The 25466-nt window shown below is 58.4% G+C and carries 23 protein-coding genes; 5 read left to right on the forward strand and 18 right to left on the reverse strand.

Annotated elements, in window-relative coordinates:
• Nucleotides 1–9: 9 nt before the first annotated feature.
• The 14 genes from pseI to HOP53_RS05220 all read right to left on the reverse strand — a co-directional run bounded on the left by pseI (nt 10) and on the right by HOP53_RS05220 (nt 15477).
• Entirely contained in the window at nt 10–1062 is a 1053-nt protein-coding gene (gene pseI, locus HOP53_RS05155) for a pseudaminic acid synthase (RefSeq protein ID WP_234269014.1), read from the reverse strand.
• Entirely contained in the window at nt 1059–1589 is a 531-nt protein-coding gene (gene pseH / locus HOP53_RS05160) for a UDP-4-amino-4,6-dideoxy-N-acetyl-beta-L-altrosamine N-acetyltransferase (protein ID WP_234269015.1), read from the reverse strand. The genes pseI and pseH overlap by 4 nt, the downstream gene beginning before the upstream one ends.
• Nucleotides 1582–2802: a UDP-2,4-diacetamido-2,4,6-trideoxy-beta-L-altropyranose hydrolase gene (gene pseG / locus HOP53_RS05165; protein ID WP_267955208.1), complete on the reverse strand. Its 1221-nt coding sequence runs from the start codon at nt 2800–2802 to the stop codon at nt 1582–1584. The genes pseH and pseG overlap by 8 nt, the downstream gene beginning before the upstream one ends.
• Nucleotides 2754–3485, reverse strand: coding sequence for a pseudaminic acid cytidylyltransferase (gene pseF, locus HOP53_RS05170; RefSeq protein WP_234269017.1), 732 nt, complete (start codon nt 3483–3485; stop codon nt 2754–2756). Before pseF ends, pseG begins: the two co-directional genes overlap by 49 nt.
• Nucleotides 3482–4645 carry a UDP-4-amino-4,6-dideoxy-N-acetyl-beta-L-altrosamine transaminase gene (gene pseC, locus HOP53_RS05175; RefSeq protein WP_234269018.1) on the reverse strand — a complete coding sequence of 388 codons (1164 nt, stop codon included), beginning with the start codon at nt 4643–4645 and terminating at the stop codon, nt 3482–3484. The genes pseF and pseC overlap by 4 nt, the downstream gene beginning before the upstream one ends.
• Nucleotides 4645–5643, reverse strand: a complete 999-nt coding sequence (gene pseB, locus HOP53_RS05180) for a UDP-N-acetylglucosamine 4,6-dehydratase (inverting) (RefSeq protein WP_234269019.1) — start codon at nt 5641–5643, stop codon at nt 4645–4647. The genes pseC and pseB overlap by 1 nt, the downstream gene beginning before the upstream one ends.
• A gap of 118 nt (nt 5644–5761) precedes the next feature.
• A complete protein-coding gene (cysN, locus tag HOP53_RS05185) occupies nt 5762–7675 on the reverse strand; it encodes a sulfate adenylyltransferase subunit CysN (protein ID WP_234269020.1) in 1914 nt (637 codons plus the stop codon).
• Nucleotides 7675–8592: a sulfate adenylyltransferase subunit CysD gene (gene cysD / locus HOP53_RS05190; RefSeq protein WP_234269021.1), complete on the reverse strand. Its 918-nt coding sequence runs from the start codon at nt 8590–8592 to the stop codon at nt 7675–7677. Before cysD ends, cysN begins: the two co-directional genes overlap by 1 nt.
• 27 nt (nt 8593–8619) lie before the next feature.
• Nucleotides 8620–9444 carry a 3'(2'),5'-bisphosphate nucleotidase CysQ gene (gene cysQ / locus HOP53_RS05195; protein ID WP_234269022.1) on the reverse strand — a complete coding sequence of 275 codons (825 nt, stop codon included), beginning with the start codon at nt 9442–9444 and terminating at the stop codon, nt 8620–8622.
• A gap of 31 nt (nt 9445–9475) precedes the next feature.
• The gene (locus HOP53_RS05200; RefSeq protein WP_234269023.1) at nt 9476–11242 is read right to left on the reverse strand and encodes an SLC13 family permease; all 1767 of its coding nucleotides are present in this window, start codon (nt 11240–11242) and stop codon (nt 9476–9478) included.
• A gap of 62 nt (nt 11243–11304) precedes the next feature.
• The gene (locus HOP53_RS05205) at nt 11305–12639 is read right to left on the reverse strand and encodes a UDP-glucose dehydrogenase family protein (protein WP_234269024.1); all 1335 of its coding nucleotides are present in this window, start codon (nt 12637–12639) and stop codon (nt 11305–11307) included.
• Nucleotides 12640–12721: 82 nt separating this feature from the next.
• The gene (locus tag HOP53_RS05210) at nt 12722–14179 is read right to left on the reverse strand and encodes an MBL fold metallo-hydrolase RNA specificity domain-containing protein (protein WP_234269025.1); all 1458 of its coding nucleotides are present in this window, start codon (nt 14177–14179) and stop codon (nt 12722–12724) included.
• Between the two features lie 499 nt (nt 14180–14678).
• Nucleotides 14679–15167 carry a hypothetical protein gene (locus HOP53_RS05215; RefSeq protein WP_234269026.1) on the reverse strand — a complete coding sequence of 163 codons (489 nt, stop codon included), beginning with the start codon at nt 15165–15167 and terminating at the stop codon, nt 14679–14681.
• A 13-nt stretch (nt 15168–15180) separates the two neighbouring features.
• A complete protein-coding gene (locus HOP53_RS05220; RefSeq protein WP_234269027.1) occupies nt 15181–15477 on the reverse strand; it encodes a hypothetical protein in 297 nt (98 codons plus the stop codon).
• 360 nt (nt 15478–15837) lie between these two features.
• Between HOP53_RS05220 and HOP53_RS05225 the strand changes: the two genes are divergently transcribed.
• Nucleotides 15838–16662, forward strand: coding sequence for a helix-turn-helix domain-containing protein (locus HOP53_RS05225; protein ID WP_234269028.1), 825 nt, complete (start codon nt 15838–15840; stop codon nt 16660–16662).
• Nucleotides 16663–16748: 86 nt separating this feature from the next.
• Here HOP53_RS05225 and HOP53_RS05230 read toward each other — a convergent pair whose 3' ends face one another.
• Nucleotides 16749–17129 (reverse strand): histone-like nucleoid-structuring protein, MvaT/MvaU family, encoded by a 381-nt coding sequence (locus HOP53_RS05230; RefSeq protein WP_234269029.1) that lies wholly within the window; start codon nt 17127–17129, stop codon nt 16749–16751.
• Between the two features lie 297 nt (nt 17130–17426).
• Here HOP53_RS05230 and HOP53_RS05235 point away from each other — a divergent pair, with 297 nt between their 5' ends.
• Complete coding sequence (locus tag HOP53_RS05235; RefSeq protein WP_234269030.1) at nt 17427–18131, forward strand: Crp/Fnr family transcriptional regulator; 705 nt, start codon at nt 17427–17429, stop codon at nt 18129–18131.
• A gap of 71 nt (nt 18132–18202) precedes the next feature.
• Here HOP53_RS05235 and HOP53_RS05240 read toward each other — a convergent pair whose 3' ends face one another.
• Nucleotides 18203–18805 carry an anti-virulence regulator CigR family protein gene (locus HOP53_RS05240; protein ID WP_234269031.1) on the reverse strand — a complete coding sequence of 201 codons (603 nt, stop codon included), beginning with the start codon at nt 18803–18805 and terminating at the stop codon, nt 18203–18205.
• 135 nt (nt 18806–18940) lie between these two features.
• Here HOP53_RS05240 and HOP53_RS05245 point away from each other — a divergent pair, with 135 nt between their 5' ends.
• Complete coding sequence (locus HOP53_RS05245) at nt 18941–20227, forward strand: hypothetical protein (protein ID WP_234269032.1); 1287 nt, start codon at nt 18941–18943, stop codon at nt 20225–20227.
• The gene (locus tag HOP53_RS05250) at nt 20214–20597 is read left to right on the forward strand and encodes a hypothetical protein (RefSeq protein WP_234269033.1); all 384 of its coding nucleotides are present in this window, start codon (nt 20214–20216) and stop codon (nt 20595–20597) included. Before HOP53_RS05245 ends, HOP53_RS05250 begins: the two co-directional genes overlap by 14 nt.
• 97 nt (nt 20598–20694) lie before the next feature.
• Here the strand turns inward: HOP53_RS05250 and HOP53_RS05255 are convergent, their stop codons facing one another.
• Together HOP53_RS05255 and HOP53_RS05260 are read right to left on the reverse strand one after the other, a co-directional pair.
• Entirely contained in the window at nt 20695–22473 is a 1779-nt protein-coding gene (locus tag HOP53_RS05255) for a DUF7305 domain-containing protein (RefSeq protein ID WP_234269034.1), read from the reverse strand.
• Nucleotides 22474–22718: 245 nt separating this feature from the next.
• Nucleotides 22719–23141 (reverse strand): pilin, encoded by a 423-nt coding sequence (locus tag HOP53_RS05260; RefSeq protein ID WP_338073291.1) that lies wholly within the window; start codon nt 23139–23141, stop codon nt 22719–22721.
• Nucleotides 23142–23556: 415 nt separating this feature from the next.
• On the opposite strand from HOP53_RS05260, the gene pilB reads away from it, so the two are divergent.
• Complete coding sequence (pilB, locus tag HOP53_RS05265; protein WP_234269035.1) at nt 23557–25368, forward strand: type IV-A pilus assembly ATPase PilB; 1812 nt, start codon at nt 23557–23559, stop codon at nt 25366–25368.
• Nucleotides 25369–25466 lie beyond the last annotated feature (98 nt).

Below are 25466 nucleotides of genomic sequence, written 5' to 3' on the forward strand. Positions count from 1 at the left end.
TTGATTGATCTATTCAACCATGGAATAAATAACTGGCGTGTTTGCCTTAACATCCTTTTTGACTTTTTTTCCAACCAAGCTGGATAATTTTTTTGGCGCGACGCCGAAGCCTGGACGCACGCTTCTAATAGAAGTTTCAGTTATAACATCTCCAGCCTTCAAGTCTTCTACAAAATATAAAGATCGCCGAAATTGTGCGTTTCCCTGTTCGCTCGATTTCCTGCCGTAATCCACCTTACCCATCGCACTCCATGCCGTCTTGCTATCGCGGCATAACTCGGCAAGTTCCTTAGGCTCCAGAGAAAAGCTGTCATCAGGGCCGCCGCCGTTGCGATCTAGGGTGAAGTGCTTTTCAATTAGGCTCGCGCCTAAGGCAACACTAGTAATGGCGGTAGTATTGTCCAAAGTATGATCGGATAATCCTGTTACCAGGCCAAAGCGTTCGATCATGTCTGGTATCGTACGCAGGTTGTAATCTTCTGCAGGTGCCGGGTAGCCACTCACGCAATGGAGAATAGCTAGCTGTTTGCAACCCGCACCACGAGCAGCATCAATAGCTTCTTGAATCTCTTCTGCGTCAGCCATGCCTGTCGAGATGATCATCGGCTTGCCGGTCTTGGCAACGTATTCGATCAGCGGGAGATCCACGGCTTCGAACGAAGCTATCTTGTAAGCAGGAGCCCCTAAGCCTTCGAGCAAGTCGACAGCCGTGGTATCGAAGGGAGAACTGAAGATAGTTATACCAAGCTCAAGTGCACGAGCAAAGAGTGGCTCATGCCACTCCCATGGCATATGAGCTTCCTCATAGAGTTCGTAAAGTGTGCGGCCATCCCATAGTCCACCTTTGATCTTGAAGTCGTCGCTGTCACAATCAAGGGTAATCGTATCGGGACGGTAGGTCTGAAGTTTTATCGCATCTGCACCTGCCTTCTTGGCTTCTTCAATAATTCGCAGTGCGGTTTCTAACTTACCGTTATGGTTAGCAGAAAGCTCAGCGATAATATACGGGGGCTGATCCTCAGCAATCCGGCGACCGTCAATTTCAATGTACGGCAATGTCATGATACTTTAGCTCCTTCTCTTGCTGCTCTATCACTGGCGAGCAGCCCGAATCCGACGACATCGTGAAAACTTTGGCCGTCAAAGTGGTGATCGCGTAAAGTGGCTTCTCGTGTAAAACCAAGGCGCTCATGGAACCGAATGGAGCGTGTATTGAATGCTAGTGCTTCACCGCATAATTTGTGCAAGCCCAGCGTCTTGAAGACATATTCTAACGTTGCAAAGCCTAGGCGATGACCGCTACCACGTGGAGCATCAGGCGAAAGGTAAAAGCCCCACTCGGCTCGTTTCGCAGCCAAGTTGACAACTGAAATATTGACAAAACCCATCGGTTCATCACGGTGAAGGTAGAGCAACAAGTGACGGTTCGGATCTTGCTGAGCTCTTTCAAACCAAGCTCGATGCTCCTCCGCGCCAATCTCGTGCTGTGTGTACATGAAGCGACGAACTTCCGGATGGTTTCGCCATTCACGCACGATGTCGAGTTCTGCCGCCTGAAGTGGGCGAAGCTGACCGCTATCTTCAGCCATTGCGTATTTCCCTTGCATGACTGTGTATCGTCATCGCCTCGACAAGCCGGGCCACCCCTCTACCATCAACAAGATGAGAGGCAATGTGACTCATCTGGGCCAAAGGAGCAGGGCGAATAATCTCTGACCAGATGTCGCGCAAGCGATTCAGTGAGTCAGCCTCTCCCACGTTGTAAGCAGCACCAGCCTGATGCAAGGCCTGAGCAATCCCCTTCTGATTTTCTGCCAGCACTACCATCAAGGTCGGGACCCCAAGGCAGCATCGTTCCCATGAGGTACTTCCCGCCGCGCCAATGGCCAGATCTGCCCAGACCATTCTCTCGGCCATGTCCGTAACGTTGACTACAACGTCACAATGCCAAGGCAACTCGCAAGCTTTGGTCCTGACCGCCTCCAGCCAAGGTGCCGAAGCCCCCATGATGACGGTTATCTGGCTGCCGGCAGGCAAACTGCAGGATTTGAGCGCCTCCAGCACCCCGCCTGTCGCATTATCCTTATCGACGCCCCCTAGACTGATCAACAGCCGTTTAGGCTCGTACGGCTCTCGTCGACGGTCCAGACTTGCTTCACGTAGCTCGGCGAATTCAGGGCGCAGTAGCGAATAATGCGGACCAACCAAGCAGCGACAGCTCGCGGGAATCAGGCTTTCATAGTCTTCTGCACGTCGCCCTAAGTTCTGATCGAGAAGAATATCCGCGATATGGGGTCTATCAGCGAGGTCGTCGATGACTAGCAGACGAGCCCCCTGAGGGAGAACCGCCTTTTCCCAGCAGGCGTCCAGGGCATAGTGGTCGACTATCAGCCAGTCAGGGGCAAGGTCTTCAAAAATGGCTCGGCATGCCTCGGCATCGGTTTGCCAAGAGGCTCCAAGCCACTGGGAATGTTCCGTTATGCCATTCAGCCTATCAGGCTGGGCACCGGATGAAGCTCCGTTCGCATCGTCCTGTGCCTCCTTCGGTAATTGATGCACGAAGAACCCTTCGCTCTGAATCATCTCACACAGGTTGCCCCGATGCTCACGGCAAAGAAAGTGACACTCAGCCCCCAGCTCTCGCAGTGCGCGGGCCAATGTCAGGCAACGCATTATGTGACCTGTGCCTATCTCGAGCGAGGCATCCGCTCGAATAGCGATGACCTTTCCTCGACTTGCATCAGACCGGAAACTCACAGGGCTTTCTTTCCTTGCTCCGCCTGCCAGGCTTTGAACAGCCATTCGGCACGCTGCCAATCCTCAGGAGTATCGATATCCTGCACTCGGTGGCGCGGCAAGAATACCGGCACGGCACGCTCAGAGAAAACCGGCCGACCGTCGAGCCACGCGTCGCTTAGTCCCCAGTAAAACTGGCCAGCGTCATGCCAGGCTTCTTCCAGGTCTTGAGAGCGGGTATGGAAATTCTCGGGCTGAAACATGGCCACTCGCCCTTGCGGAGTCAGACGCAGCGCCCGCTGTATGGGAAAGGCATAGCTCGTTACCGAAAAGGCGTAGTCAACCTCTTCACCTTTCTGAAGGCTCTCATACCCCCGCCTCAGATCCTCCTGCTGCACAAAAGGCGCCGTGGCATAGAGACAGCAGACGGCAGTTGGGGCTTCGCCCTGTTCGCGGAGCCACTCAATGGCATGGGCAATGACGGGAATGGTGCCGGTATGGTCATCGGATAGTTCGGCCGGGCGCCGAAATGGCACCTCGGCCCCCCATTCGCTGGCTACTGTGGCGATTTCTTCGTCATCTGTCGAGACGAGCACACGATCGAAGCAGCCGCTGGCCAGGGCAGCCTCGATCGACCAGGCGATCATTGGCTTGCCGGCAAATGGTTTTATATTCTTGCGGGGAATCCGTTTGCTGCCTCCGCGGGCGGGAATTACCACCACGCTGCCCGAAGGAGCGTTATCGCTCATGCAACCTCCAAAGCCTGCTGCAGGGCACTTACGACTTCGTCTTGCTGGGCGGTGCTCATGGTGGGGTAAAGCGGTAGGCTGATGGCCTCGGCGTAGTAGCGCTGGGCCTCAGGGAAATCATCCGGCTGGAACCCCATCGCCTGGTAGTAGGGCTGAGTGTGCACCGGTATATAGTGCAGGTTTACGCCTATGCCCTGCTCACGCAGTGACTCGAAAGCCTGGCGATGGCTGACGCCAACGATATCCAGTTTGAGGCGAATCACGTAGAGATGACGTCCGGAGTAACTGTCGGGGTGTTGCCAGGGAGTGGTCACCGGCAGTTCGGCCAACAGGTTGTCATAGCGCTCAGCCAGGGCATTGCGTTGTGCGACGTAGTCATCAAGTCGCTCCAGTTGGGAGACACCCAGCGCAGCCTGTAGCTCGGTCATGCGGTAATTGAAGCCAAGGTCGACCTGTTGGTAATACCAAGGGCCGTCCGCTTCATGCGTCATCAGCTCAGGATCTCTGGTCACGCCATGGCTTCGCAGCAAATTCATCCGCTGAGCCAACTGGTCGTCATTGGTCAGCGCCATCCCACCTTCCGCCGTGGTGATGATCTTCACCGGATGAAAGCTGAAGATCGTGATATCGCTGTAACGACAGTTCCCGATGTACTCGTCCTGATACTTGCCACCAATCGCGTGAGAAGCATCTTCAATGACCCTGAAGCCATAACGCTGGGCTAGTGCATGAATGGCCTGCATGTCGCAAGGCTGCCCGCACAGGTGTACCGCTACCACGACCTTGGGCAAACGCCCTTCCTGCTTGGCCTGTTCCAGCTTCGACTCAAGAGCTTCAGGGCAGAGATTGTACGTTCTGGGGTCGATATCGACGAAATCGACCTTTGCCCCGCAGTAGAGACCGCAGTTCGCAGAGGCAACGAAGGTCACGGGCGAGGTCCACAGCCTATCGCCTTCACCTAGCCCCAGCGCCAAGCAGGCAATATGCAGCGCTGAAGTGGCACTGTTCACTGCCAGGGCATGGGTCGCGCCGGTTTTCTCGGCTACGGCCTGCTCGAAACGTGGTACGACTGGCCCTTGGGTGAGAAAGTCGGAGCGCAGAACCTCCAATACCGCCTCGATGTCTTGCTGCTGTATATCCTGACGGCCATATGGAATCATCAAATGCTCCCGATTTTTTCCCAATTGGCGTCGATCCAGGATTTGAGCTCTTCGTCGCTCATCCACTCCGCATTGTTATCGCTAGCATATACGAAGCCTTCGGGAACTTTTTTGCCATCCTTGATACGGTTGGCATCTTGGTCCCAGCTGTTGATTGCCGGAAGAATCTTGAAATGCTCAGGGTACTCGTAGGTGTAGTAGGCGTCCTCGGCACCGATCATCTGTTCATGCAGTTTTTCGCCAGGACGAATGCCAACGACTTCTTGCTTGGCCTCTGGAGCCACCACCCGAGCGAGATCCGTTACCTTCATCGACGGGATCTTCTTGACATAGATTTCGCCGCCTTCCATATCTTCGAAGGCGTGCCAAACCAGTTCAACGCCCTGCTCCAGGCTGATCATGAAGCGGGTCATGCGCTCATCGGTGATCGGCAGCACACCCTTGTCCCTGATGGACATGAAGAACGGGATGACCGAACCACGCGAGCCCATCACATTGCCATAGCGAACGACGGCAAAGCGGGTGTTGTGTCCGCCGGCATAGGAATTACCCGCCACAAACAGCTTGTCAGAGGTGAGCTTTGTTGCACCATAAAGGTTGATTGGGCTGCTGGCCTTATCGGTGGAGAGTGCCACCACCTTCTTCACGCCTTTGTCGATACAGGCGTCGATAAGGTTCATGGCCCCCATCACATTGGTTTTAACGCATTCGAAGGGGTTGTATTCGGCTGTGGGCACGATTTTGGTGGCGGCTGCATGAACTACGTAATCGACCCCATCCAGCGCACGGTAGACACGTTCACGATCACGTACATCACCGATGAAGAAGCGCACACGGGGGTCGTTGTGAAACTTCTTGGCCATTTCCCATTGCTTCATTTCATCACGCGAGAAGATAATGACCCTCTTGGGGTTATATTTCTCCAGCAGCATGGGTATGAAAGTATGGCCAAACGAGCCGGTTCCACCTGTAACCAACACGGAAGAGTCGTTAAACATCATTATTCCTTCAGCTTAAAAACAATTCATTGCCAATATACATTGACTGCTAATTTTATTCTCAGAAAATGTATTCTCACGTAATTTTTCAAACAGTAATCACACAGGCTTAGTTCTACTAGAGTTGCTTGAGAAGCAGTCCAATGATTTCCTGCTGGCTCAGCTCTGCGGTATTGACCGTCAGTTCTGCTGATTTGGGCACTTCATAGGGGCTGCTGATACCCGTGAAGTCCTTGATTTTGCCTTCACGCGCTTTCTGGTAAAGCCCCTTTGGGTCGCGCTGTTCGCAGATATCCAGAGGAGTGTCGACGTACACCTCGATGAAATCGCCGTTCTGGAACAGGGCCCGAGCGGCGTCGCGGTCGCTACGGAACGGTGAGATGAAGGCGGTAATGACGATGATACCGGCCTCGGCGAACAGCCTTGCCAATTCACCTACGCGACGGATGTTCTCGGTGCGGTCTTCCTCGCTCATGCCGAGGTCTTTGCACAGGCCGTGGCGTACGTTGTCGCCATCCAGCAGCATGGTATGATAGCCGCGGCGGTTCAGTTCCACTTCCAGAGCATTGGCCAGGGTCGATTTACCTGAACCTGACAGGCCAGTAAACCAAACGCACTTGCCTTGATGACCATTGAGCTGCTCCCGCATGGCCTGGGTAACGCTGGTGCGGTTCCACACGACGTTGGCCTTGCTATCGTGCTCGCGGAACTCGTAGGGCAGTTCGCTATCCAGTGGCTGATGGATCATCCCCGCCCCAACCGTTACGTTGCTGAGGCGATCGATGAGGATGAAGCAGCCAGTACCGGGGCTGGTGCGGTAATCGTCGATGGGCACCGGCGCCGTCAGTTCGATATGGCAACGCGCGATGGCGTTGAGATCGAGATTCTCGGCGTGGCGGTGCTCGAGCGTGTTGACGTCGACCTGGTAGTCGATGGCCGTGACCTTGCCAGCCACGGCCCGGGTGGCAAGCTTTAGGTCGTACAGCTTGCCGGGCTCCAACGGGGCCTCGTGCATCCACACGATATCTGCTTCGAAGCCATTGGCAAGCGGCACTTTGGCTTCTTCGGCCACGATCCAGTCGCCACGGGAGATATCGATTTCGTCTTCCAGGGTGAGGGTGATCGCTTGCCCCGGGTAGGCAGTCTCTAGATCGCCATCGAAGGTCACGATTCGTGCCACCTTGGAAACCTTACCGGAAGGCAGAGCCCTTATGATCTGACCACGATGAACGATACCAGCTGCCAGGGTACCGGCGTAGCCACGGAAGTCGAGGTTGGGGCGGTTGACGTACTGCACCGGGAAACGCAGGTCGCGCAGGTTTTTATCGTGGCTGATCTCTACGCTTTCCAGCAGCTCCAGCAGGGTCGTCTTATCGTACCAACCCATTGTCTCGCTCTTGTTGACGACGTTGTCACCCTTGAGGGCGGACATTGGCACGAAGCGAATGTCGCGCGCGTGGAGCTTCTCGGCAACGGCCTGATACTCCTCGACGATCTCGTCAAAGCGTGCCTGGGAATATTCGACCAGATCCATCTTGTTCACGGCTACGATCAGGTGCTGGATGCCCAGCAGATCGGCGATGAAGCTGTGGCGCCGGGTCTGGGTCTGCACGCCGTAACGGGCGTCGATCAGGATGATCGCCAGGTTGGCGGTGGAGGCACCTGTGGCCATGTTGCGGGTGTACTGCTCGTGCCCCGGGGTGTCGGCGATGATGAACTTGCGCTTGTCGGTGGAGAAGAAGCGGTAGGCCACGTCGATGGTGATGCCCTGCTCGCGCTCCGACTGCAGACCGTCGACCAGCAGCGCCAGGTCCACGGCGTCGCCGGTGGTGCCGCTCTTCTTGGAGTCGCGGGTCAGCGCCGCCAGGTGATCGTCGAAGATCATCTTGGAATCGTGCAGCAGCCGGCCGATCAGGGTCGACTTGCCATCATCCACGCTGCCGCAGGTGATGAAGCGCAGCAGGTCCTTGTTCTCGTGCTCGTGCAGGTACTGCTCGATATTATCGGCGATCAGTGTCGATTGATGTGCCATCAGAAATAGCCCTCGCGCTTCTTCTTCTCCATCGAGCCCGCCTGGTCATGGTCGATGGCCCGGCCGCTGCGCTCGCTGGTGCGGGTCAGCAGCATCTCCTGGATGATCTCGGGCAGGGTGTCGGCCTTCGACTCCACCGCGCCGGTCAGCGGGTAGCAGCCCAGGGTGCGGAAACGCACCCAGCGCTCCTCCGGCACCTCGCCGGGGGCCAGCGGCAGGCGCTCGTCGTCGACCATCACCAGCATGCCGTCGCGTTCCACCACCGGGCGCGGCGCGGCGTAGTAGAGCGGCACGATGGGTATCTGCTCGAGGTAGATGTACTGCCAGATGTCCAGCTCGGTCCAGTTGGAGAGCGGGAAGGCGCGGATCGACTCGCCCTTGTTGACCCGGGCGTTGTAGAGATTCCACAGCTCCGGGCGCTGGCTCTTGGGGTCCCAGCGGTGGAACTTGTCGCGGAACGAGAACACCCGCTCCTTGGCGCGGCTCGCCTCTTCGTCGCGGCGGGCACCGCCGAAGGCGGCATCGAAGCCGTACTTGTCCAGCGCCTGCTTGAGCGCCTGGGTCTTCATCACGTCGGTGTAACCGCTGGAGCCGTGATCGAAGGGGTTGATGCCGGCGGCACGCCCCTCTTCGTTGATGTGCTCGATCAGCTCCATGCCCACCTCACCGGCCATGCGGTCGCGGAAGGCGATCATCTCGCGGAACTTCCAGGTGGTGTTGATGTGCATCAGCGGGAACGGCGGCGGCCCGGGGAAGAAGGCCTTGCGCGCCAGATGCAGCATCACCGAGGAGTCCTTGCCGATGGAATAGAGCATCACCGGGTTGCGGAACTCGGCGGCCACCTCGCGGATGATGTGGATCGACTCGGCTTCGAGTTGCTTGAGGTGGGTCTGGCGTTCGGGAGAAAGTTGCGACATCGGAAAACCTAGGTAAGCAATCGAAGATTAGAGACTGGCCTTCAAGGCCGACTCCCAGCGCTCATCTCGCTGTCCGCATACGATGAAGAACGGATTGAGCACGCTCTCCTGCTGATTGCAGCGCAGCGGCTCCAGGGAATGGGCATTCAGTACCTGGCCGCCCGCTGCGGTAACCACTGCCTGTGCGGCTGCCGTATCCCATTCGCTGGTCGGTGCCAGGCGCGGGTAGAGATCGGCCTTGCCTTCGGCAACGAGGCAAAGCTTGAGCGAACTCCCCATGGAAACGCATTCATGCGCTGGGAGCCCGGCGCGGAACGCCTCGAACTCCTTGGAGCCATGGGAACGGCTGCCGACTACTTGCCAGGGCGCTTGCTTCGGCTCGGGAAGAGGCCGCACCTGGATAGGATGCAAAACCCCGCCGTTTTCCTGCTTCCATGCCCCCTGCCCTTGCTGGCCTACCCAGGTTGCCTCGAGTACCGGTGCGTGCACAATGCCGAAAACCGGCTCTCCTGCTTCGATCAGCGCCACGTTCAGGGTGAACTCGCCATTTTTCTTGATGAACTCCTTGGTGCCGTCGAGCGGATCGATCAACCAGTAGCGCTGCCAGCCCTTGCGAGTGGCGAAGGGAATCTCGCTGGACTCTTCCGAAAGGATAGGCACCTCAGGTGTGAGGGTTTCCAGGAGTTCGACGAGCGCATGATGTAAGGCCATGTCCGCCTCGGTCAGCGGGCTCTTGTCCTCCTTCGTTTCGACGTTAAAATCGCGCTCGTAGATCGAAATCACTTCGCGGCCTGCGACATGCACGCCCTCGATCAGTCGGCTACGAACCTCATCGGTAACGAAAACAGTCAAAAGTATCTCCTTCGGACTTACTGGCTCGTGCCTAGAAAGACCAGATCAGTGGTATCAGCGTCACTGCTGTGATACCTACGATCAGGCTCAACGGCGCACCCAGCCGCAAATAATCGGTAAAGCGATATCCACCGGGGCCGAGGACCATGAGGTTGGTCTGGTAACCCAGAGGTGTCATGAAGCTGGCCGAGGCAGCAAACATGATGGCGATGATGAAGGGCATGAAACTTACACCGAGTTGCTCGGCAACAGCCACGGCGATGGGAAACATCAGTACGGCCGCCGCATTGTTGGTGATCAGCTCGGTGAACAACACCGTCATGAGGTAAACGAGCGTCAGCGCGGCCCAGGGCGCTAGATCATCTATCAATAGCAGCCACTGCGCGACCTGCGCTGCGGCGCCTGTCTTCGTCATGGCAGCCCCCAGTGCAAAGGAGGAAGCGATGACCACCAGCACAGAGAGATCCACGTAGCGTCTTGCTTTGCTCGCCGGCACGCAGCGGGTAACCAGCATGGCACCACCGGCCAGCAGTGCCGCCTCGAGAATGCTCAACAGGCCCGTGGCGCTTGCAGCCACCATGGCTGCGAGAATTCCCATAGCCACGGGAGCCCTGCGAAAATCGGGCGGGGTGGAGTCGTTCAATGCACTAACGAGGAGGAAGTCCTTGCGGTAGCGATACTGATCGACAAAATCTTGTGCGGTTTCGATCAGCAGCGTATCGCCAACCTGCAAGCTAATATCGCCAAGCTTGCCCGGCAACCGCCTACCATAGCGGGAAATCGACAGAATCACGGCCTGGTAGCGCGAGCGAAAGCGCGATTCACGTACCGTTTGATTGAGTCCACCGAAGTCCGGCCCGATCACGGCTTCCACCAGGCAGCGCTGGTGGTGGGCAATGTCCAGCTTGTGAACGTCGCCGCTTGCCGGTTTCAGCCCATGGATGCGGCGCAATTCACGAGCACACTCTGGCGCACCGATGAATATAAGAATGTCGCCTGCCTGCAACTCGGTACTTGGCGGCACAGCGGTGAGTAGGCGTCCGTGCCGTTCAATATCAGCCAGGTAGCCAAAGCTGAGGTGGCGCAGCCCGGCATCGGCGATGGTCTTGCCCACCAATGGGCCTTTCTCGTTGACCACTACCTCGACTGAGTATTCGCGTGCCTGCTCCAGTTGCTCCAGCACACCCTGCCGGTTCGGTAACAGGCGGTCGGCGAAAAGGTAGAGAAAGGTGCCGCCTATCAGTACGACAGGGACGCCGACCCAGGCGAGCGAAAACATGGCGAGCCCAATTCCTTTCTCGCTCTGCAGCAGGCCATCCACGACCAGGTTGGTGCTGGTGCCGATCAACGTGCAAGTGCCGCCGATGATGGCGGCATAGCTGAGCGGCAGCAGCAACTTGGAAGGCGGCAGCTTGAGGCGCCCCGCCCACTCCTGAATGGCGGGGATGAACATGGCCACCACGGTAGTGTTGTTCATGAAGGCACTCAAACCCGATGCCGGTAGCAAGACGCGCAGTTGAGCCTGTCGCAGCCGCTGTGGCTGACCGAGCAAGCGATGGGCCAGCCATTGGATGGCACCGGTTTCCTTCAGTCCGGCAGCGACGACATACAACACCGCAATGGTCATGACCCCGGGGTTACCGAACCCGGCTAGCGCTTCACCTGGCGTAAGGATGCCAGAAACCATTAAAGTCGCCAGCGACGCCATGAGAATGACATCGGCAGCGATTCTTGTAAGGGCCAGCAATACCAGAACTATTCCAATCACACCCAGCGTAGCTATAGCTTCAATCAGCATCTATTATCTTCTGGGCTATTGGATTGTTGTGGTACGGTTTTGGTCTAGACGAAAGAAAAGGGTCATTGCAGCGAGTCCCCTCGCCCCACTCCAAAGTAAAGCAAACCTGCTTGCTTTACTCGTGCGGGGTCGAAGAGATTCCGCCCATCCACTACCACAGGCGTGGCCAGCTGCTGTTTCAGCCAGTCGAGATCCACGGCGCGGAAGTCTTTCCACTCCGTGCAGATGGCCAGGGCATCGGCGCCTTTCACTGCCTGGATGCGGTCGGCCACCAGTATCAGGTCGTCACGGTCGCCATAGATGCGCCGGCACTCACGCATGGCTTGCGGGTCGTAGGCCTGCACTTTGGCACCGGCTTCCCACAGGGCTTCCATGAGCATACGGCTGGGGGCGTCGCGCATGTCGTCGGTGTCGGGTTTGAAGGCCAGCCCCCACAGGGCAATGGTCTTCCCTTGCAGGTCGCCATCGAAGGCCTGCATCAGCTTGTTGAACAGGGTCTGTTTCTGGCGCCGGTTCACCGCTTCTACCGCGTTGAGCAGTTCGGGGTGGTATTCTACCTGTGTGGCTGTTCTAGCGAGGGCTTGTACGTCCTTGGGGAAGCAGGAGCCGCCGTAGCCGCAGCCGGGATAAATGAAGTGGTAGCCAATCCGCGGGTCTGAGCCGATACCGTGACGCACCTGTTCCACGTCGGCGCCCAGCCTCTCGGCCAAGTTGGCTATTTCGTTCATGAAGCTGATCTTTGTCGCCAGCATGGCGTTGGCGGCGTATTTGGTCAGCTCGGCGGCGCGAATGTCCATGAACATCAGTTTGTCGCGCAGTCGGTTGTAGGGGGCGTAGCATTCGCGCATCAGCGCCTTGACCCGCTCCGAGCCGGTACCCACTACAATGCGCGCACCATGGGAGAAATCTTCTATGGCGGCGCCTTCTTTCAGAAACTCGGGGTTGGAGCAAACGTCGAACTCGGTTTGCTGGCCACGGGCTTCCAGGGCGCTATTGATCGCAGAACGCACCTTGTCCGCCGTACCCACCGGCACGGTGGATTTGTTGATGACCACCTTGTAGTCGCTCATGTGCTCGCCAATGGTCTTGGCCACGGCGAGTACGTATTGCAGGTCGGCGCTGCCATCTTCATCCGGCGGCGTACCAACGGCAATGAACTGAAGTTTACCGAACCCTACTGCCTTGGCCGCATCAGTGGTGAAATGCAGCCGGCCGGCGGCCACGTTCTGCTTCACCATGGCTTCCAGCCCCGGCTCGTAGATGGGGATCTCCCCGCGTTCCAGCCCTGCTATCTTGTCGGCATCGATGTCCATGCACATCACGTCGTGGCCGACATCGGCAAGGCAAGCGCCGGTCACCAGGCCTACATAGCCGGTTCCAAATACGGTAACGTTCATTGCCGTTCCTTAAAGTCCTGCACGTTCAAGTAGGTAGAACTGATGTTAGGCGTGCCAGGTTTACGCTGCAGCATGGTTATCGTCATGCCAAGGCCTGGGCGCCAGCCTGTGTGTTCATGTTCTCGGCGAGATAGTCGCCACCCAGCGTCACTCTCATCTCATGCCCTGCCCCTTCGGCCCATTCCAGCAGCTTGGCCTTGAGCGCCGCCTGGGCGTGGGCGTCGCCGTGTACCAGGCGCACTTCCCTTGGCGGGTGGCGCATGCGGCGTACGAAGTTGAGCAGGTCGTGTTGGTCGGCGTGGGCGGAGTAGCCGTTCACGGTTTCTACACGGGCGCGTATCTCGATGCGCTGGCCTTCCAGTTCCACCCAGCCGCCGCTGGGTCCGTAGCGCTGTATGTCGCGCCCCGGGGTGCCGTGGGCCTGGTAGCCGGTGAAGAGCACGCAGTGGCGCTCGTCGGGCAGCATGCGCTTGAGGTAGTTGACCACCCTGCCGCCGCTGACCATGCCGCTGGCGGCGATCACCACCGCGGGCCTGCCGCTCTCTGCCAGGTAGGCTACGGTGCGCTCGTGGGCTGCGTGGTCGTCTACGGTATAGAGGTTCTCGAAGCTGAGCGGGTGGCGGCCGCTGCGCAGGCGGCGGTGGGCTTCGGCGTCCCACCAGGGCTTGAGCTCGCGGTAAACTTCAGTGAAACGCGCGGCCAGGGGAGAGTCGACGATGATTTCGAGCTCGCGCCAGCGTTCGCTGCGTGCGTTGTGTATCAGCCCTTCCAGCTCGTAGAGCAGCTCCTGGGTGCGGCCTACGCTGAAGGCGGGTATCACCACGGTGCCGCCGTTTTCCAGCGCTCTGTCGATGGCGGCCTCGAGCCGCTGGCGGCGGTGCACTCTGTCTTCGTGCAGGCGGTCGCCGTAGGTGGCTTCCAGCACCAGCACGTCGGCCCGGTACGGCGGCTTGGGCGCCGGCAGCAGCGGTGCGTAGGGTGCGCCCAGATCACCGGAGAAAACGGTACGCTGGGCCTTTCCCTGGTGCTGGCCGCTTGATTTCTCCAGCGTATCCACTTCCACGTAGGCGGAGCCGAGGATGTGGCCGGCACGCTGCAGCTTGACGCGAATGCGGTGGCGTTGGTCGTCGAGTACGGTGTGCCACTGCTGGTACTCCAGCGCTACCAGGCGCCCTTCCACTTCGGCCAGAAAGCGTTCGATCAGGACGCGGTCACGGGTGAAGCCGACCCGCAGCGCATCTTCTATGACCAACGGCAGTAGCCGCTGCGAAGGCACCGAGCAGAGAATCGGCCCCTTGTAGCCCGCCGCCAGCAGGTACGGCAGCCGGCCGATGTGGTCGATATGCACGTGGGTGACCACCAGCGCCAGCACGTCTTCCACCGGGAAGCGCACGGTGTGCTGCTCCAGGCTGTCGACGCGCTCGGCATCCTGGCCTTGGAACAGGCCGCAATCCACCAGCAGGGCGCGACCCTCGGCAACTTGCAGCCGGTGGCAGCTGCCGGTCACACCTGCGCCACCACCGTGATGAAGTATATTCATGCAGCGTGCTTATGCATAATTAGATAAGAATTAACAGCACTAGGGTGGCCACACGTTGCTTGAGCGTAGCGACTAGACTGTGATCTACCCAGCTTCAGTGGCACCGCTCAGGCACGCTACCGCCCAGGGATTGATCCGGGCATTTCCCTGGCCCTGATGCTTGGCGATACCATGTGCAGGGACGGGGCGTTGCATAAACGCGAACGAGAAAGCCTCAGGGCACAGCTAGCCCTGGGCAGTTGCTTTCACGGTCCCTCGTCGAGCCAGGTGCTCGACTTACCAGGCTGCGCCTCGCATTGCTTTCTCTGCGATGCGTGCGGTGCGGCCTTACCCTGCCGGGTATCGTTATTGGAATAGCAGAATTCTACGGCACTCATGGCAGATGCTCTACTACCATGTGTGAGTAAATAGCCTTGACATCTCAAGCATTTGCTCAATTGCTACTGTTTGATGAAACGTCTCAGCCTTTTCTCTGCCGAATTGGCTCATCGACGCTGGATCAACGACAGCGCCACACTGCCAACCGGTGCAGCAGCGCGAGAAGTATCAAACCGGCGGAGAGCCAGCCGAGACCGAGCAGCAAGGTGCCGAACCCGCCGGGCAGGGTGTGTGGTGGGCGATAGCTCATGCCGTGCTCGGCAAGGCGTGCCACGAGGTAGGTGAATGCTGCGACCAGCGCCAGCGCGGTGCTGGAGCGCCTTTCGGCCAGGTACCGTGTGATTCGCCAGGGCTCGCCGGCTGGCTTGGCCTTGGCGGTGGCTCCGGCCTTGGCACCGGCTTTCGCGCTGGCCTTGCTCTTCGGCTTGGGCTTAGCGGTTTTCGCGGCGGCTCGGCCGCTGCGGCCTGGCGAGCGCCGGGCCTTGGTACCACCCTTGCCGGCACCGAACGAGAAGCCGGAAGCCACCCAGCGCAGCAGGCGGGAAAGCGCCCACCCCAGCGTGAAGAGGACGGATAACGCTAGGCTACCCATCACCAGGAAATAGGTCATAGAGGAGTGCAGTTCAGGCAATGCGCCCAAGGGTCTGCAAGGTGCGCAGCAGGACTGCCACGCTCTCCCTGGGCTGTGCGTATTCGTTCATCAGCGACTTTAGCCGCTGCTCGAAGACCTGCTGACGCTGCTGCTGCTCTTCCGCTTCAAGCTCTGCCAGGCTACGCACCGGCGGCCCCGTGGGGATATCGAGCTTCGGGTTGGGCTTTTCCAGCTCACGCAGCGCTTCGGCGAAGGCGTCGTCCAGCTCTCGAAACTTGCGCAGTTTCTCGCGCTCATCCATGGAACGGTTGGGTTTTTGGTTTCTCATGTCTATCCGTTTTTACTCAAGTACCTGATGGCTTACCCAGCGGCACCTGCTATCGAAGAGCCCCAGTATACCGCCAAACCCCTGTCTAGCGAAGAAACGACCTTGCGCTACGCTAAAAGTACAGACGGCCGGACGCAAAGGAGCTGCGTATCATTCTCAGTACGTATTATGCACAAACGGTCAAACTCGTTAACCAAACTTGCCTTTGGCTGCCACCCCAGCGCATAAAGAGATGCATAAAAGCCATAAAAAAAGCGGGCGTTATGCCTGCCGGGCTCTGCCCAGGCGCCAGTGAGGGCACCAATGTTTTGGCAGACGCAGCAAACGAGACGTTGCTGCTGAATCGAGCAAGGGACAGTTATGTTTAACGAGATGATGCGGGCGGAGATCTGGCTGCAAGACCATCTGGATAGCCAGCAGGGAATAGAAGACCTCGCCAGCCGACTCGGTTACTCAACCTCCCAGGTGCGGCGCAGGTTCAAGCAGTGCTTCGGTCTGTCTCCAAGTGCATACCGTGACAGTTTACGCCTGGACAAGGCAGCTCGCTTGCTGACCTTGACTCCACTTTCTATACGAACCATTGCCAGCCAGTGCGGCTACCAGAACCATTCCGCGTTCAGTCGCGCTTTCCAACGATACCACAATCAGACACCGCGCCAATACCGTCAGGCGTTACGTTTGAAACTTCGCCACAATCCTTATTGCAACGAGGGAGACCGTAAACCACCGACGTTTGAAATACGTCATTCGGATATGCGCCATGCCCTGGTGACCCGACTATATCGCCAGCCGCACAACCCCGCCTTGAGCATGCTCAAGGCTTGGCGGCAGCACGCCAAGGGTACGGAAAGCTTATCCGAGCGCCTGAAGCGCGGCCGTATCATCGCCTTGATGCACAACACGCCGCTACCCAGCGCAACGGACCGAATCGATGTCGGGCCGGTAGTCAGCCAGAGCGAGGCGCAGGGCATTCCCATTCCACCCTCGTTCCGCCTGCTGAAGGTGCCCTCTCAGCAGCAGGCCTGCGTAACGGTAGAGTCGCTGGAAGAGATACCGGATGTGGTGCAGTACTTGATTTGCGAAGGATTACCCGCAGAGCACTACCACGCCACGGGAGAGGCGCTGCAGGTAGAGTGGACGCCGGAAGAGATCATGATGCGGCTACCGGTAAAAAAGAACCGCTGAGCCTTGCGCTTTGGCCGAGAACGGGTTTTCGAACAAGGACCAGCAAACCGAACGAAGCCGGGCCAATGGCCCGGCTTCGCACGTAATCAAGACTCGACGCGAACCAGCCAGCCTTCCACGGTGTCGGAACCGTGCTCGTCTTTCCAGGCTTTCAGCGTCTTGTGGTTGCCGCCGCGTGTTTCTACCACTTCGCCCGTATTGGGGTTCTTGTAGATTTTCAGCTTACGCTTACGACGACCGCCGGCACTGGCTGCAGCCGACTTGGCCGGCGCCGATTTGCCACCCTGCGGCTCCAGCAGGCCGATGACATCGGCGGAACTCTTGTTGAACTCGCGCATCAGCGCTTCGAGCTTGTCCTTGAACTCGAGCTCGGCCTTCAGGCGCTCGTCGTTTTGCAGCCGCTCCATTTCAGCCTGAAGCTGCTTGAGCTGCTGCTCTTTCTGCATGAATTCGCTAAGAAGGGACATTGGCAATCCTGTAATTCATTTGGGAGTTTTGCGGGATGCGGCTTATAAATACAACAACCCGACCAAAATGACAACACTCAAGCTTATTTTTATCGACTTCATCGGTAACGTCAAATAGATGTGCCAAACGAAATTCGAAAAATCGAAACCGGTGCGACACGAGAAGAATCCACTGGCTTGTATGACGTTATCCGAGCACCCACAGCATCGTCAAAAGCTAATTTAACGGCTTGTTACCATTTGGCCGTTTGCTACACTGGGTACAGGAAACACGCATCAAAGCAAACTAAGGATGGCATGTGTTTGTTCCATAACCTCAAGACACGCTTGGATTTATGTGACGAGGACAAGCGCATTTTCGATAGCTACACGGGCCCTGCCCAGGAAGTGAAGAAAGGCTGCCACCTGGCCCGTGAAGGTGAGGTACTGGAGTGCCTGCATCTTATCGAGAAGGGCTGGGCCTGTCGTTACAAGATGCTACGCAACGGCAGGGAGCCGATCACTTCCCTGCTGCTGCCGGGCGATATCAGCGATAACGGCCAAGGCCTGTACAACCGGCTCGACTATTCCATCAAGGCGATCACGCCGCTGCGCTTTACCACCATCGACTCGGAAAGCGCCGAGAGGCTATTCGAGCGGCCACGCATCCTGCGCCTGTTCAAGGCCTCGGGCCATATCAGCCACAGCGTGGCCATGAACTGGATCGTCAACATCTCGGCACGCAATGCCGAGGGGCGTATTGCCAATTTGCTGTGCGAGTGCTTTGCCCGCTCCCACGCGGCCGGCATGACCTACCAGGGGCGTTATTTCTTTCCCCTCACCCAGTCGGAAATCTCGGATGTGGTGGGTCTTTCCAGCGTTCACGTAAGCCGCTCGCTGAACAAGATCAAGCGTAAGGGGTTGATCGAGAACTGCGACCACAGGCAGATCCGCATCAACAACTGGCATGGCTTGGCAGCGCTGGGGGATTTCCGAGCGGATAACCTCTCGCTTCCCGCTTAGAAGCCGCATTGAAACGCTACCCGCCTGATCGAGCGAGCTAACGTTCAGCCCTACGCGCGATCTCGACAAGCTCAATAAAAGATATCGCGCAGTATCTCGTAGATGATGGCATTGGCGGCATCCACCAGGATGACGTCGGGGCCGACGCGGCGCCATTCGTAGCCGTCGTAGCGTGGCAGGTCGCGTAGGATTCGATCATCCAACTGCTTGGCGATTCCTGGCGGCAGCGGCTTGCCTCGCTCCAGGTTCATGCGAATACCCGGCGGCAGGCTTTCACGGCTGCGGTCGATCTCGATCCAGTCGCGCCGCTCGAGCAGCAGACGGCGAATCTCACGCTCGTCGATACGCGGGCCATAGCCGGCATCCCGCCCTGTGCGAGCCTCGCTTTGCCATCCTTCACCGCCTCGAGAAGCACGCTCGCTGGGCTGAGCTCTACCCTGCCCCTGAGCCCGCCCCTGCTGCCCCGGCGCCGCTTCCTGAGCCTGCCCCCGGCCCTGGCCCTGCTGCCCCTGACCTTGATACTGGCTTTGACCTTGATGCTGGCCCTGGCCTTGGCCTTGGCCTTGGCCTTGGCCCTGACCATGATTATCGGCAGGCTGGGCATGAGCAAAGGTCGCACCGGCCAGCAGCAGTGCCGCCGCACCGTGGAGTACCACTCGTTGGGAAATACGCATGAGCCGCTCCTTACCGCTGTGTTTTCCTCAGCCTAGGCAAGGAATGCGCAGGGAGTGTGGAACCTGTGATGTAAGAGATTGACGACACACTTTGTAAGCCATGGCCGAATCCGCAAGCAGCCTACTGGAGCCCATGTGAGCAGACCGATATTCTTAGATGCTTCATTCTACAAGGAAGTCATCATGTACGAGGGAAACGAGGAAGAACTCGACGCTTGGGAGCGTCATCGGCGCTGGAACAGTCTTCGCACCGCCTACCCTGCTGCCCGCAGCGCCTCGGGCTGGCAAGCAGCACCGGAGCCAGTGCACATTCCCGAACCCCCGGTACCGCTCCAGCCGGTGATCGAGCCCGGTTTTCATATCGTGCGCCGGCCCGCCAGTAGAGAAGCGATCAAGCGTCAGCTATTCCCCTACAGCCTGACAGCTGCCACCGATGCGATGTTCGAACGGTTAAATCCTCACTTGGGCAGTTTCATTCTGCCGGGGGAAATGGTGGTACTGGCCGATCCTCAAGAAACACTATGTACTGCTGAAGAGCAGTTTCTGATGGAGGAAGCCAGCAAGATCAGCACGTCCCTTCAGCCTATGTTGCCGGAGCAGCGCCAGTTCATGGTCGATTACTGGCACCCGCTACAGGATATTGCGGTCATCGGAGAGCACTCCACCAGCGGCATGCTCTCAGAAAGCTCGACGGTACTCGGCGCGCTTTCCGCCGCAGGCAGCCGAGTGGTGACAGAAACGACCAGCGCATTACAGCGGATCGAGCAGCTTTATCGTCAGACGCTCGACCCCACCAATCCCATGACACGTGAGCGCTTCCATGCTGAGCGCGCACGGTTGTTCCAGCGCCTCTCCCTTGCCATGAATAACTGGATCAACCAGCCGCTCCGACTGCCACGGTATTCCGAGCTGAAAGCAAAAATTCAAATCGAGGCCCGTCAGCAGGTGCACGAATATCGCACAGCCCGCAACGGCGGCCCGTTTGGTATTCCAACAATTTCCGAGACCGTAGCCAAAGTCACTGTGGTAGATAGACTGATGAGCCTCGGTGCTGCCGTCGGAGTCGGCCTGGATATCGCCGCTACGCAAACCAAAATCAACCAGGCCTGCCGAGACGGACGCGAGACGGAGTGTCGACGCACTCAGTTTGTGGAATATGGGGGATTGGGAGGCCGGCTTGCAGGAAGCGCTGCTGGAGCTGCAACAGGTGCCGCCATGACTATGCCTGAGTCGAGAATCTGCTTGGCCGTCTCCGCAGCTCCGCATGGTAGAGTAGCTTGCGGAGTTGTAGGGGCCGCTGGTGGAGCTGTTGCTGGCGAACAAACCGGTGGTGTACTCGGCGAGCGATTTGGCGAAGGCCTCTATTCGCGCATATACGGCTGGGCGGCTACAGAGACGGATACGAATGATGCATCACCTTGAAACGATTCTTATTTTTTCGGGTGCATTTTGCCTGTTTCTCGGCGTAGCGCTATTGATCCCAGCGGCGATCATTTCTTTGTTCAAAATCGTTGAAGCGGATCGCTACTTTGGTGTCGGCCGGTTCGGTGGCGAGCGGCGGAGACTAAAAGGGCTACCGTTTTCGCTGGGGAGAATGTCTGAGTACGGATTGCTATTGCTTTTTTCCAAAACCAGGTTTATCAAGCGCCGCTACGCGCAGGAACTCGAGCAAATCGCCTCCAACGCCCCGCCCCGCAAGCTGGTGAACCTGCTGGTATGGCTATATAGCTCCTGGATTCTGCTAGTGATTGCTTTTATGCTGCTCGGGGCCGCTCTCTATTTATTTTATTAGCTTTTCCCGCAGCCCGGGTAGAGCGTTGATTCGATCCTTTCTGGCGTGCAAAGGCCGCACCGGCCAGCAGCGCGCAGGGAGTGTGGAACACGAAGCGCTAGCCGACCCAAATTCCCTGTAGCCGAGGCAACACTAGACCGCCACCCCCACCAATACCGCCCTCGGTATCCCCAAACGCCTCATCGTAGTGAAAACCGCCGGCCCCTCTGACTTCGACGGTACGTCCCATGACTTCACCATAGAATTGGCCGCTGCCACCGATATCCACATGAGAATGAGGTGCTATGACCTGGCCGTAAAAATTCGATGCCCCGCCGATGAATACCCCGGCACGGTTGTGCGATGCGTCGTCGAAAACAGAGATGACGGAAAGTATGGGGCTAACGCTGCCGTCATTGGCAACTCGGGTGGGCTTGCCATCCCCAACTTGGATGCCGCTGGCCAGACGGAATTCACCGGCCGTGACGATGGTGAGGCTACTTCCTTCTGCAATGCGAAACGTACCACCACCCCCGATATCGATATCCCCAGTCACGACCATGACCATGTCGACGGGATTGCCAACGCTACCGATGCGGAAGTTGACGCTTCCGCCCAGCCGAAGGGAGTCGAAACGCACGATGGACTTGCCTTGGAACTGTACGGGCGTATCTATATTCGGCACAGCATTGTTAGGGTCATGCAAGCCCGTCGCATCCAGAACGATGTTACGTGAACCGCCCTGCATGTTCAGCGCACCGGCAGAGGTGCCGACTTGAGCCAAGTATTGGGAGTACCGGGCCGTTTGCACGGGGATCTCACAATCGGCTGCCGTGGGAACGGAGAATACCGGTGTGAGTCCTTGCGGCCCGCCACTGTCGGCATTGAGCTCGCCATCGACCTGGTCGGCGGGGTTGCGAACGGAATTGACGGCGGATGCCAGCACATTGCCACCAATCCACGAACTCCAGTTTCCCAGAGTAAGCGTGCCGGCAGCCTGAACGTCGCCATGAACTCTTCCACTACTCGTGATGCCTACATCGCCCAACCCGACCACATCGCCGTAGACATTGGCACCGCCACCGCTAATCGTCACCGTATCGTTGGCCTTGATGTTCCCATGCACCGCAGCCGAGCCCGTGGCAGAAAACTTGCCGCTGGCTGCTACGTCGCCATAGATCGGCGAGGCGCCGGTCACTCTGATCTCCGCCCCTTCGGTTTGGGTACCCACCACGACGTTGCTGCGCTGAGCGTTGCTACCACCATAAGCCCCTTCACGCGAGTCGTAGCTATCGATGATGCCGCTGCCGGTGACCTGCACCCCATCGCAACTCAACAAACCACGCGAGCCCGGCGGCGGCAGCTCCGGCAAGGCGACGAGCCCCACGACAGTCCGCACGGCTTCATCGCCAGTGGCACCAAAATAGCCTTCGCTCTCGATTCTCACCCCGATTTGGCCACCCAGCAGCGCATCGTCTTCTGGTAAGGCCGGAGCAAGCCGCCATCTGTGGCGTCCGTTATCCGAGATATTGCCCTGCGGCGACCAGGAGCCCGTCAGCGCCCCCTGCAAGGCATCTGCCGATTGTTCGCTCCGCGCTTTCGCAGCAGCACTACGTAGCGCACCAACAAAGCCATTCCCCTGGCCGGCAAATACAGGCGGTATAGGCGTTTCGGCGTTATTGATCGCCTCGATGGCAGCGCGAAGCTCATCATTGAAGGCATAGAGCCCCGCCTCGGCTTCGTTTTGCGCCATCACTGAAGCACGATAATTCCCGGCCAGCCTCTCGTTCACCAGGCTGCCACCCATGGCGGAAATACCCAGCATGAGCGCCATGCTCAGCAGGGACAGCACCACCACCAGCGCCGCGCCCTGCTGCTTATGTCGTGTATCTGGCATTAGCCCTCCAGACGAGCTGGAACCACTCAGATACACAATTTTACATTAAGAGCAAGACGAGGTCACGCTTGAGTATCAGGAGACTTAGCATTACATCAGGGCTCACACCGCTGAGCTTCCTTCAGCCTTAGTGAGGAATGGGCTTGGAGTTTGAAAACAACGAGATTGTACACTTTGGCCTGGCCAAGCACGCCACGTAATAATAAAGGCCAGCTCACGCTGGCCTTTATATTTATCCATACAAATCATTGTGGCTCGGGATCGCCACCGCCACCGCCGTCTCCACAGTTCTGAAGATCTGTTGTGAAGTCATTGGAGCATGACCATACCCCTTCAGCGGTGCGGCTAAACGTTACCGCCCCACCAGTTTTAGTAGAGACGATATTTCCCGCACCACTTGCATCTACTGTAATCTCGACACTATCAGGAACGTTCACGGTATCTGAAGGATTTTCACCATCAAGAAGAGCTGCTTCAACAGGTGTCCTGAAACTTGAAGCCTCTTGGAACGCCGCATTGGCGTTCGAACGATCCACATATCCTTGATACTGCGGTATCGCTATCGCCGCCAGAATCCCGATGATGGCCACCACGATCAGCAGTTCGATCAGGGTGAAACCGCTCTGGCCTCGCTTGGCCGTTGCTCTCTGTCGCATCAGTTCTTTCATGCTCATCGCCGTTGTCCCCTGCTCTCTGGTACCCGTACGGCCCTCTTGCCTGCCGCTTGGGAGGTTACACCTACGGCGTTACGCCGCCTGCTCTCGCGGAACGGATCCGCACCTTGCTCTTGCCCCTTCCCTGCACACCCCTTTCCGTCTTTTCTCGGGCCTCAGGCCTCGCGCTGCAAGTGCTTGAGCCCGCTCAACACAGGGGGCTGGCCCCATTGCACTACATTAATTTACACATGCTTTGCCCACAAGCGCTACCTACGTAGGCACTACCATATTTTCATCATAATCGATGATAGCGTTAATGCCAGTTGGTACCAGAAACGTCATCGCGGTGGGATGTCGCATACCGAAGGGCTAGAATGCCGGTAGCACGTTATGCTCACGCCCGTGCGGGCCCAACCCCTGAGGCGCCATGAACGACTATCGATCCACCCACAACGCCCAATTCACCCCCAACGCCAGCCATGCGCCCAGCGACACCTCGGCGCCTGCTGCCCCCAACGCCAACCTCGAGGGGTTGCGCGGTTTCGCCCGGCGCCTGGTGGAATACGGGTTGCTTTCCCGTCCGGCGGCGGAGCGAGCGGAGTACGAGGCGCGCGAGGCGGAGATCAGCCTGTTGCAGCATGTGATCGAGTCGAGCCTGGCCACCGCCCGCGAGGCTACGCTGTGTGCGGCCTGGGAGTACGGCCTGCCGGTGATCGATCTGGATGCGCTGCGCCTGGCCAGCCTGCCCGTCGCCAACGAGTACCCCGAGAAGCTGCTGCGCAAGCTGTGCGTGGTGCCGCTTACCCGCCGCGGCCATCGGTTGACGGTGGCGGTGCCCTACCCCTCTACACTGGCGAAACTCGATGAGCTGCAGTTCGCCACCGGGCTGAGCATCGAGGCGGTGCTATGCCCGGTGGATCAGCTCATGCCGGTGCTGGAGGCGTACCTGGCCCAACACGACAGCAGCATGATGGATGCCCTCGATGGGGTGGACGATGCCGTCAGCGAACTGGAGTTCGAAGATGGCCTGGATATCAGCGAAGAGGCCGCCACCGATACGGCTTCCAGTGGCGCCGACGACGCGCCGATCGTCAAGTTCGTCAACAAGATTCTGCTCGACGCCATTCGCCGCAACGCATCGGACATCCACTTCGAGCCCTACGAGACCAGCTACCGGGTTCGCATGCGGGTGGATGGCATGCTGATGGAGGCCGCGCGGCCGCCGTTTGCCATGCGTGCGCGCATTGCCGCGCGCTTGAAGGTGATGGCACGGCTGGACATTTCCGAGCGCCGCTTGCCGCAGGATGGCGCCATCAAGCTCAAGGTCTCCAAGACCCGCTCGATCGATTTTCGTGTGAACTCGCTGCCTACGGTGTACGGCGAGAAGATCGTGCTGCGTATTCTCGACCCCACTTCGGCTCAGATCGGCATCGATGCGCTGGGCTTCACGCCGGAGCAGCGCGCGCTCTACGAAGGCGTGCTGGACCACCCCCAAGGCATGATTCTGGTCACCGGCCCTACCGGCAGCGGCAAGACGGTAACGCTCTATACGGGGCTGAATATCCTGAACGAGGTGGAACGCAATATCTGCACCGCCGAGGATCCGGTAGAGATCAAGGTGCCGGGGGTGAATCAGGTCAACGTGCTGCCGAAGATCGGGCTGGACTTCGCCAGCGCCCTGCGCGCCTTCCTGCGCCAGGACCCGGACGTGGTGATGGTGGGTGAGATCCGCGATCTGGAAACCGCCGAGATTGCGGTGAAGGCGTCGCAGACGGGCCACCTGGTGCTTTCCACGGTGCATACCAACTCGGCCGCGGAAACCTTGACCCGCCTGGCCAACATGGGCGTGCCGCCGTTCAACATCGCCAGCTCGGTGAGTCTGATCATCGCTCAGCGCCTGGCACGCAGGCTGTGCAAGCACTGCAAGCAGCCGGCGGAAATACCACGCGAGGCGTTGCTGCACGAGGGCTTTACTGCCCAAGAGTTGGATAGTGCCACCGTGTACGAGGCGGTAGGCTGCAAGCACTGTACCCATGGCTACAAGGGGCGTGTGGGTATCTACGAGGTGGTGCCAGTCGACAACGAGATGAGCCAGTTGATCATGCGCAACGGCAACTCGATGGATTTCGACCAGCTGGCACGCCAACAAGGCTACCCGGACCTACGCCGTAGCGGGCTGGTGAAGGTGATGCAGGGGATTACCAGCCTCACCGAGGTCAACCGAGTTACCAAAGACTGACAAAATTTTGCTTCATCTCGCAGTGTAAATTGATGAAGCTCAAGCGGAGCGTTATCACGCCGAAGATAATAGAACTATCCAAAACGCAGCAGGGAACC

Origin of the sequence: Billgrantia ethanolica (assembly GCF_021404305.1) — a bacterium.
Classification (GTDB): domain Bacteria; phylum Pseudomonadota; class Gammaproteobacteria; order Pseudomonadales; family Halomonadaceae; genus Halomonas; species Halomonas ethanolica.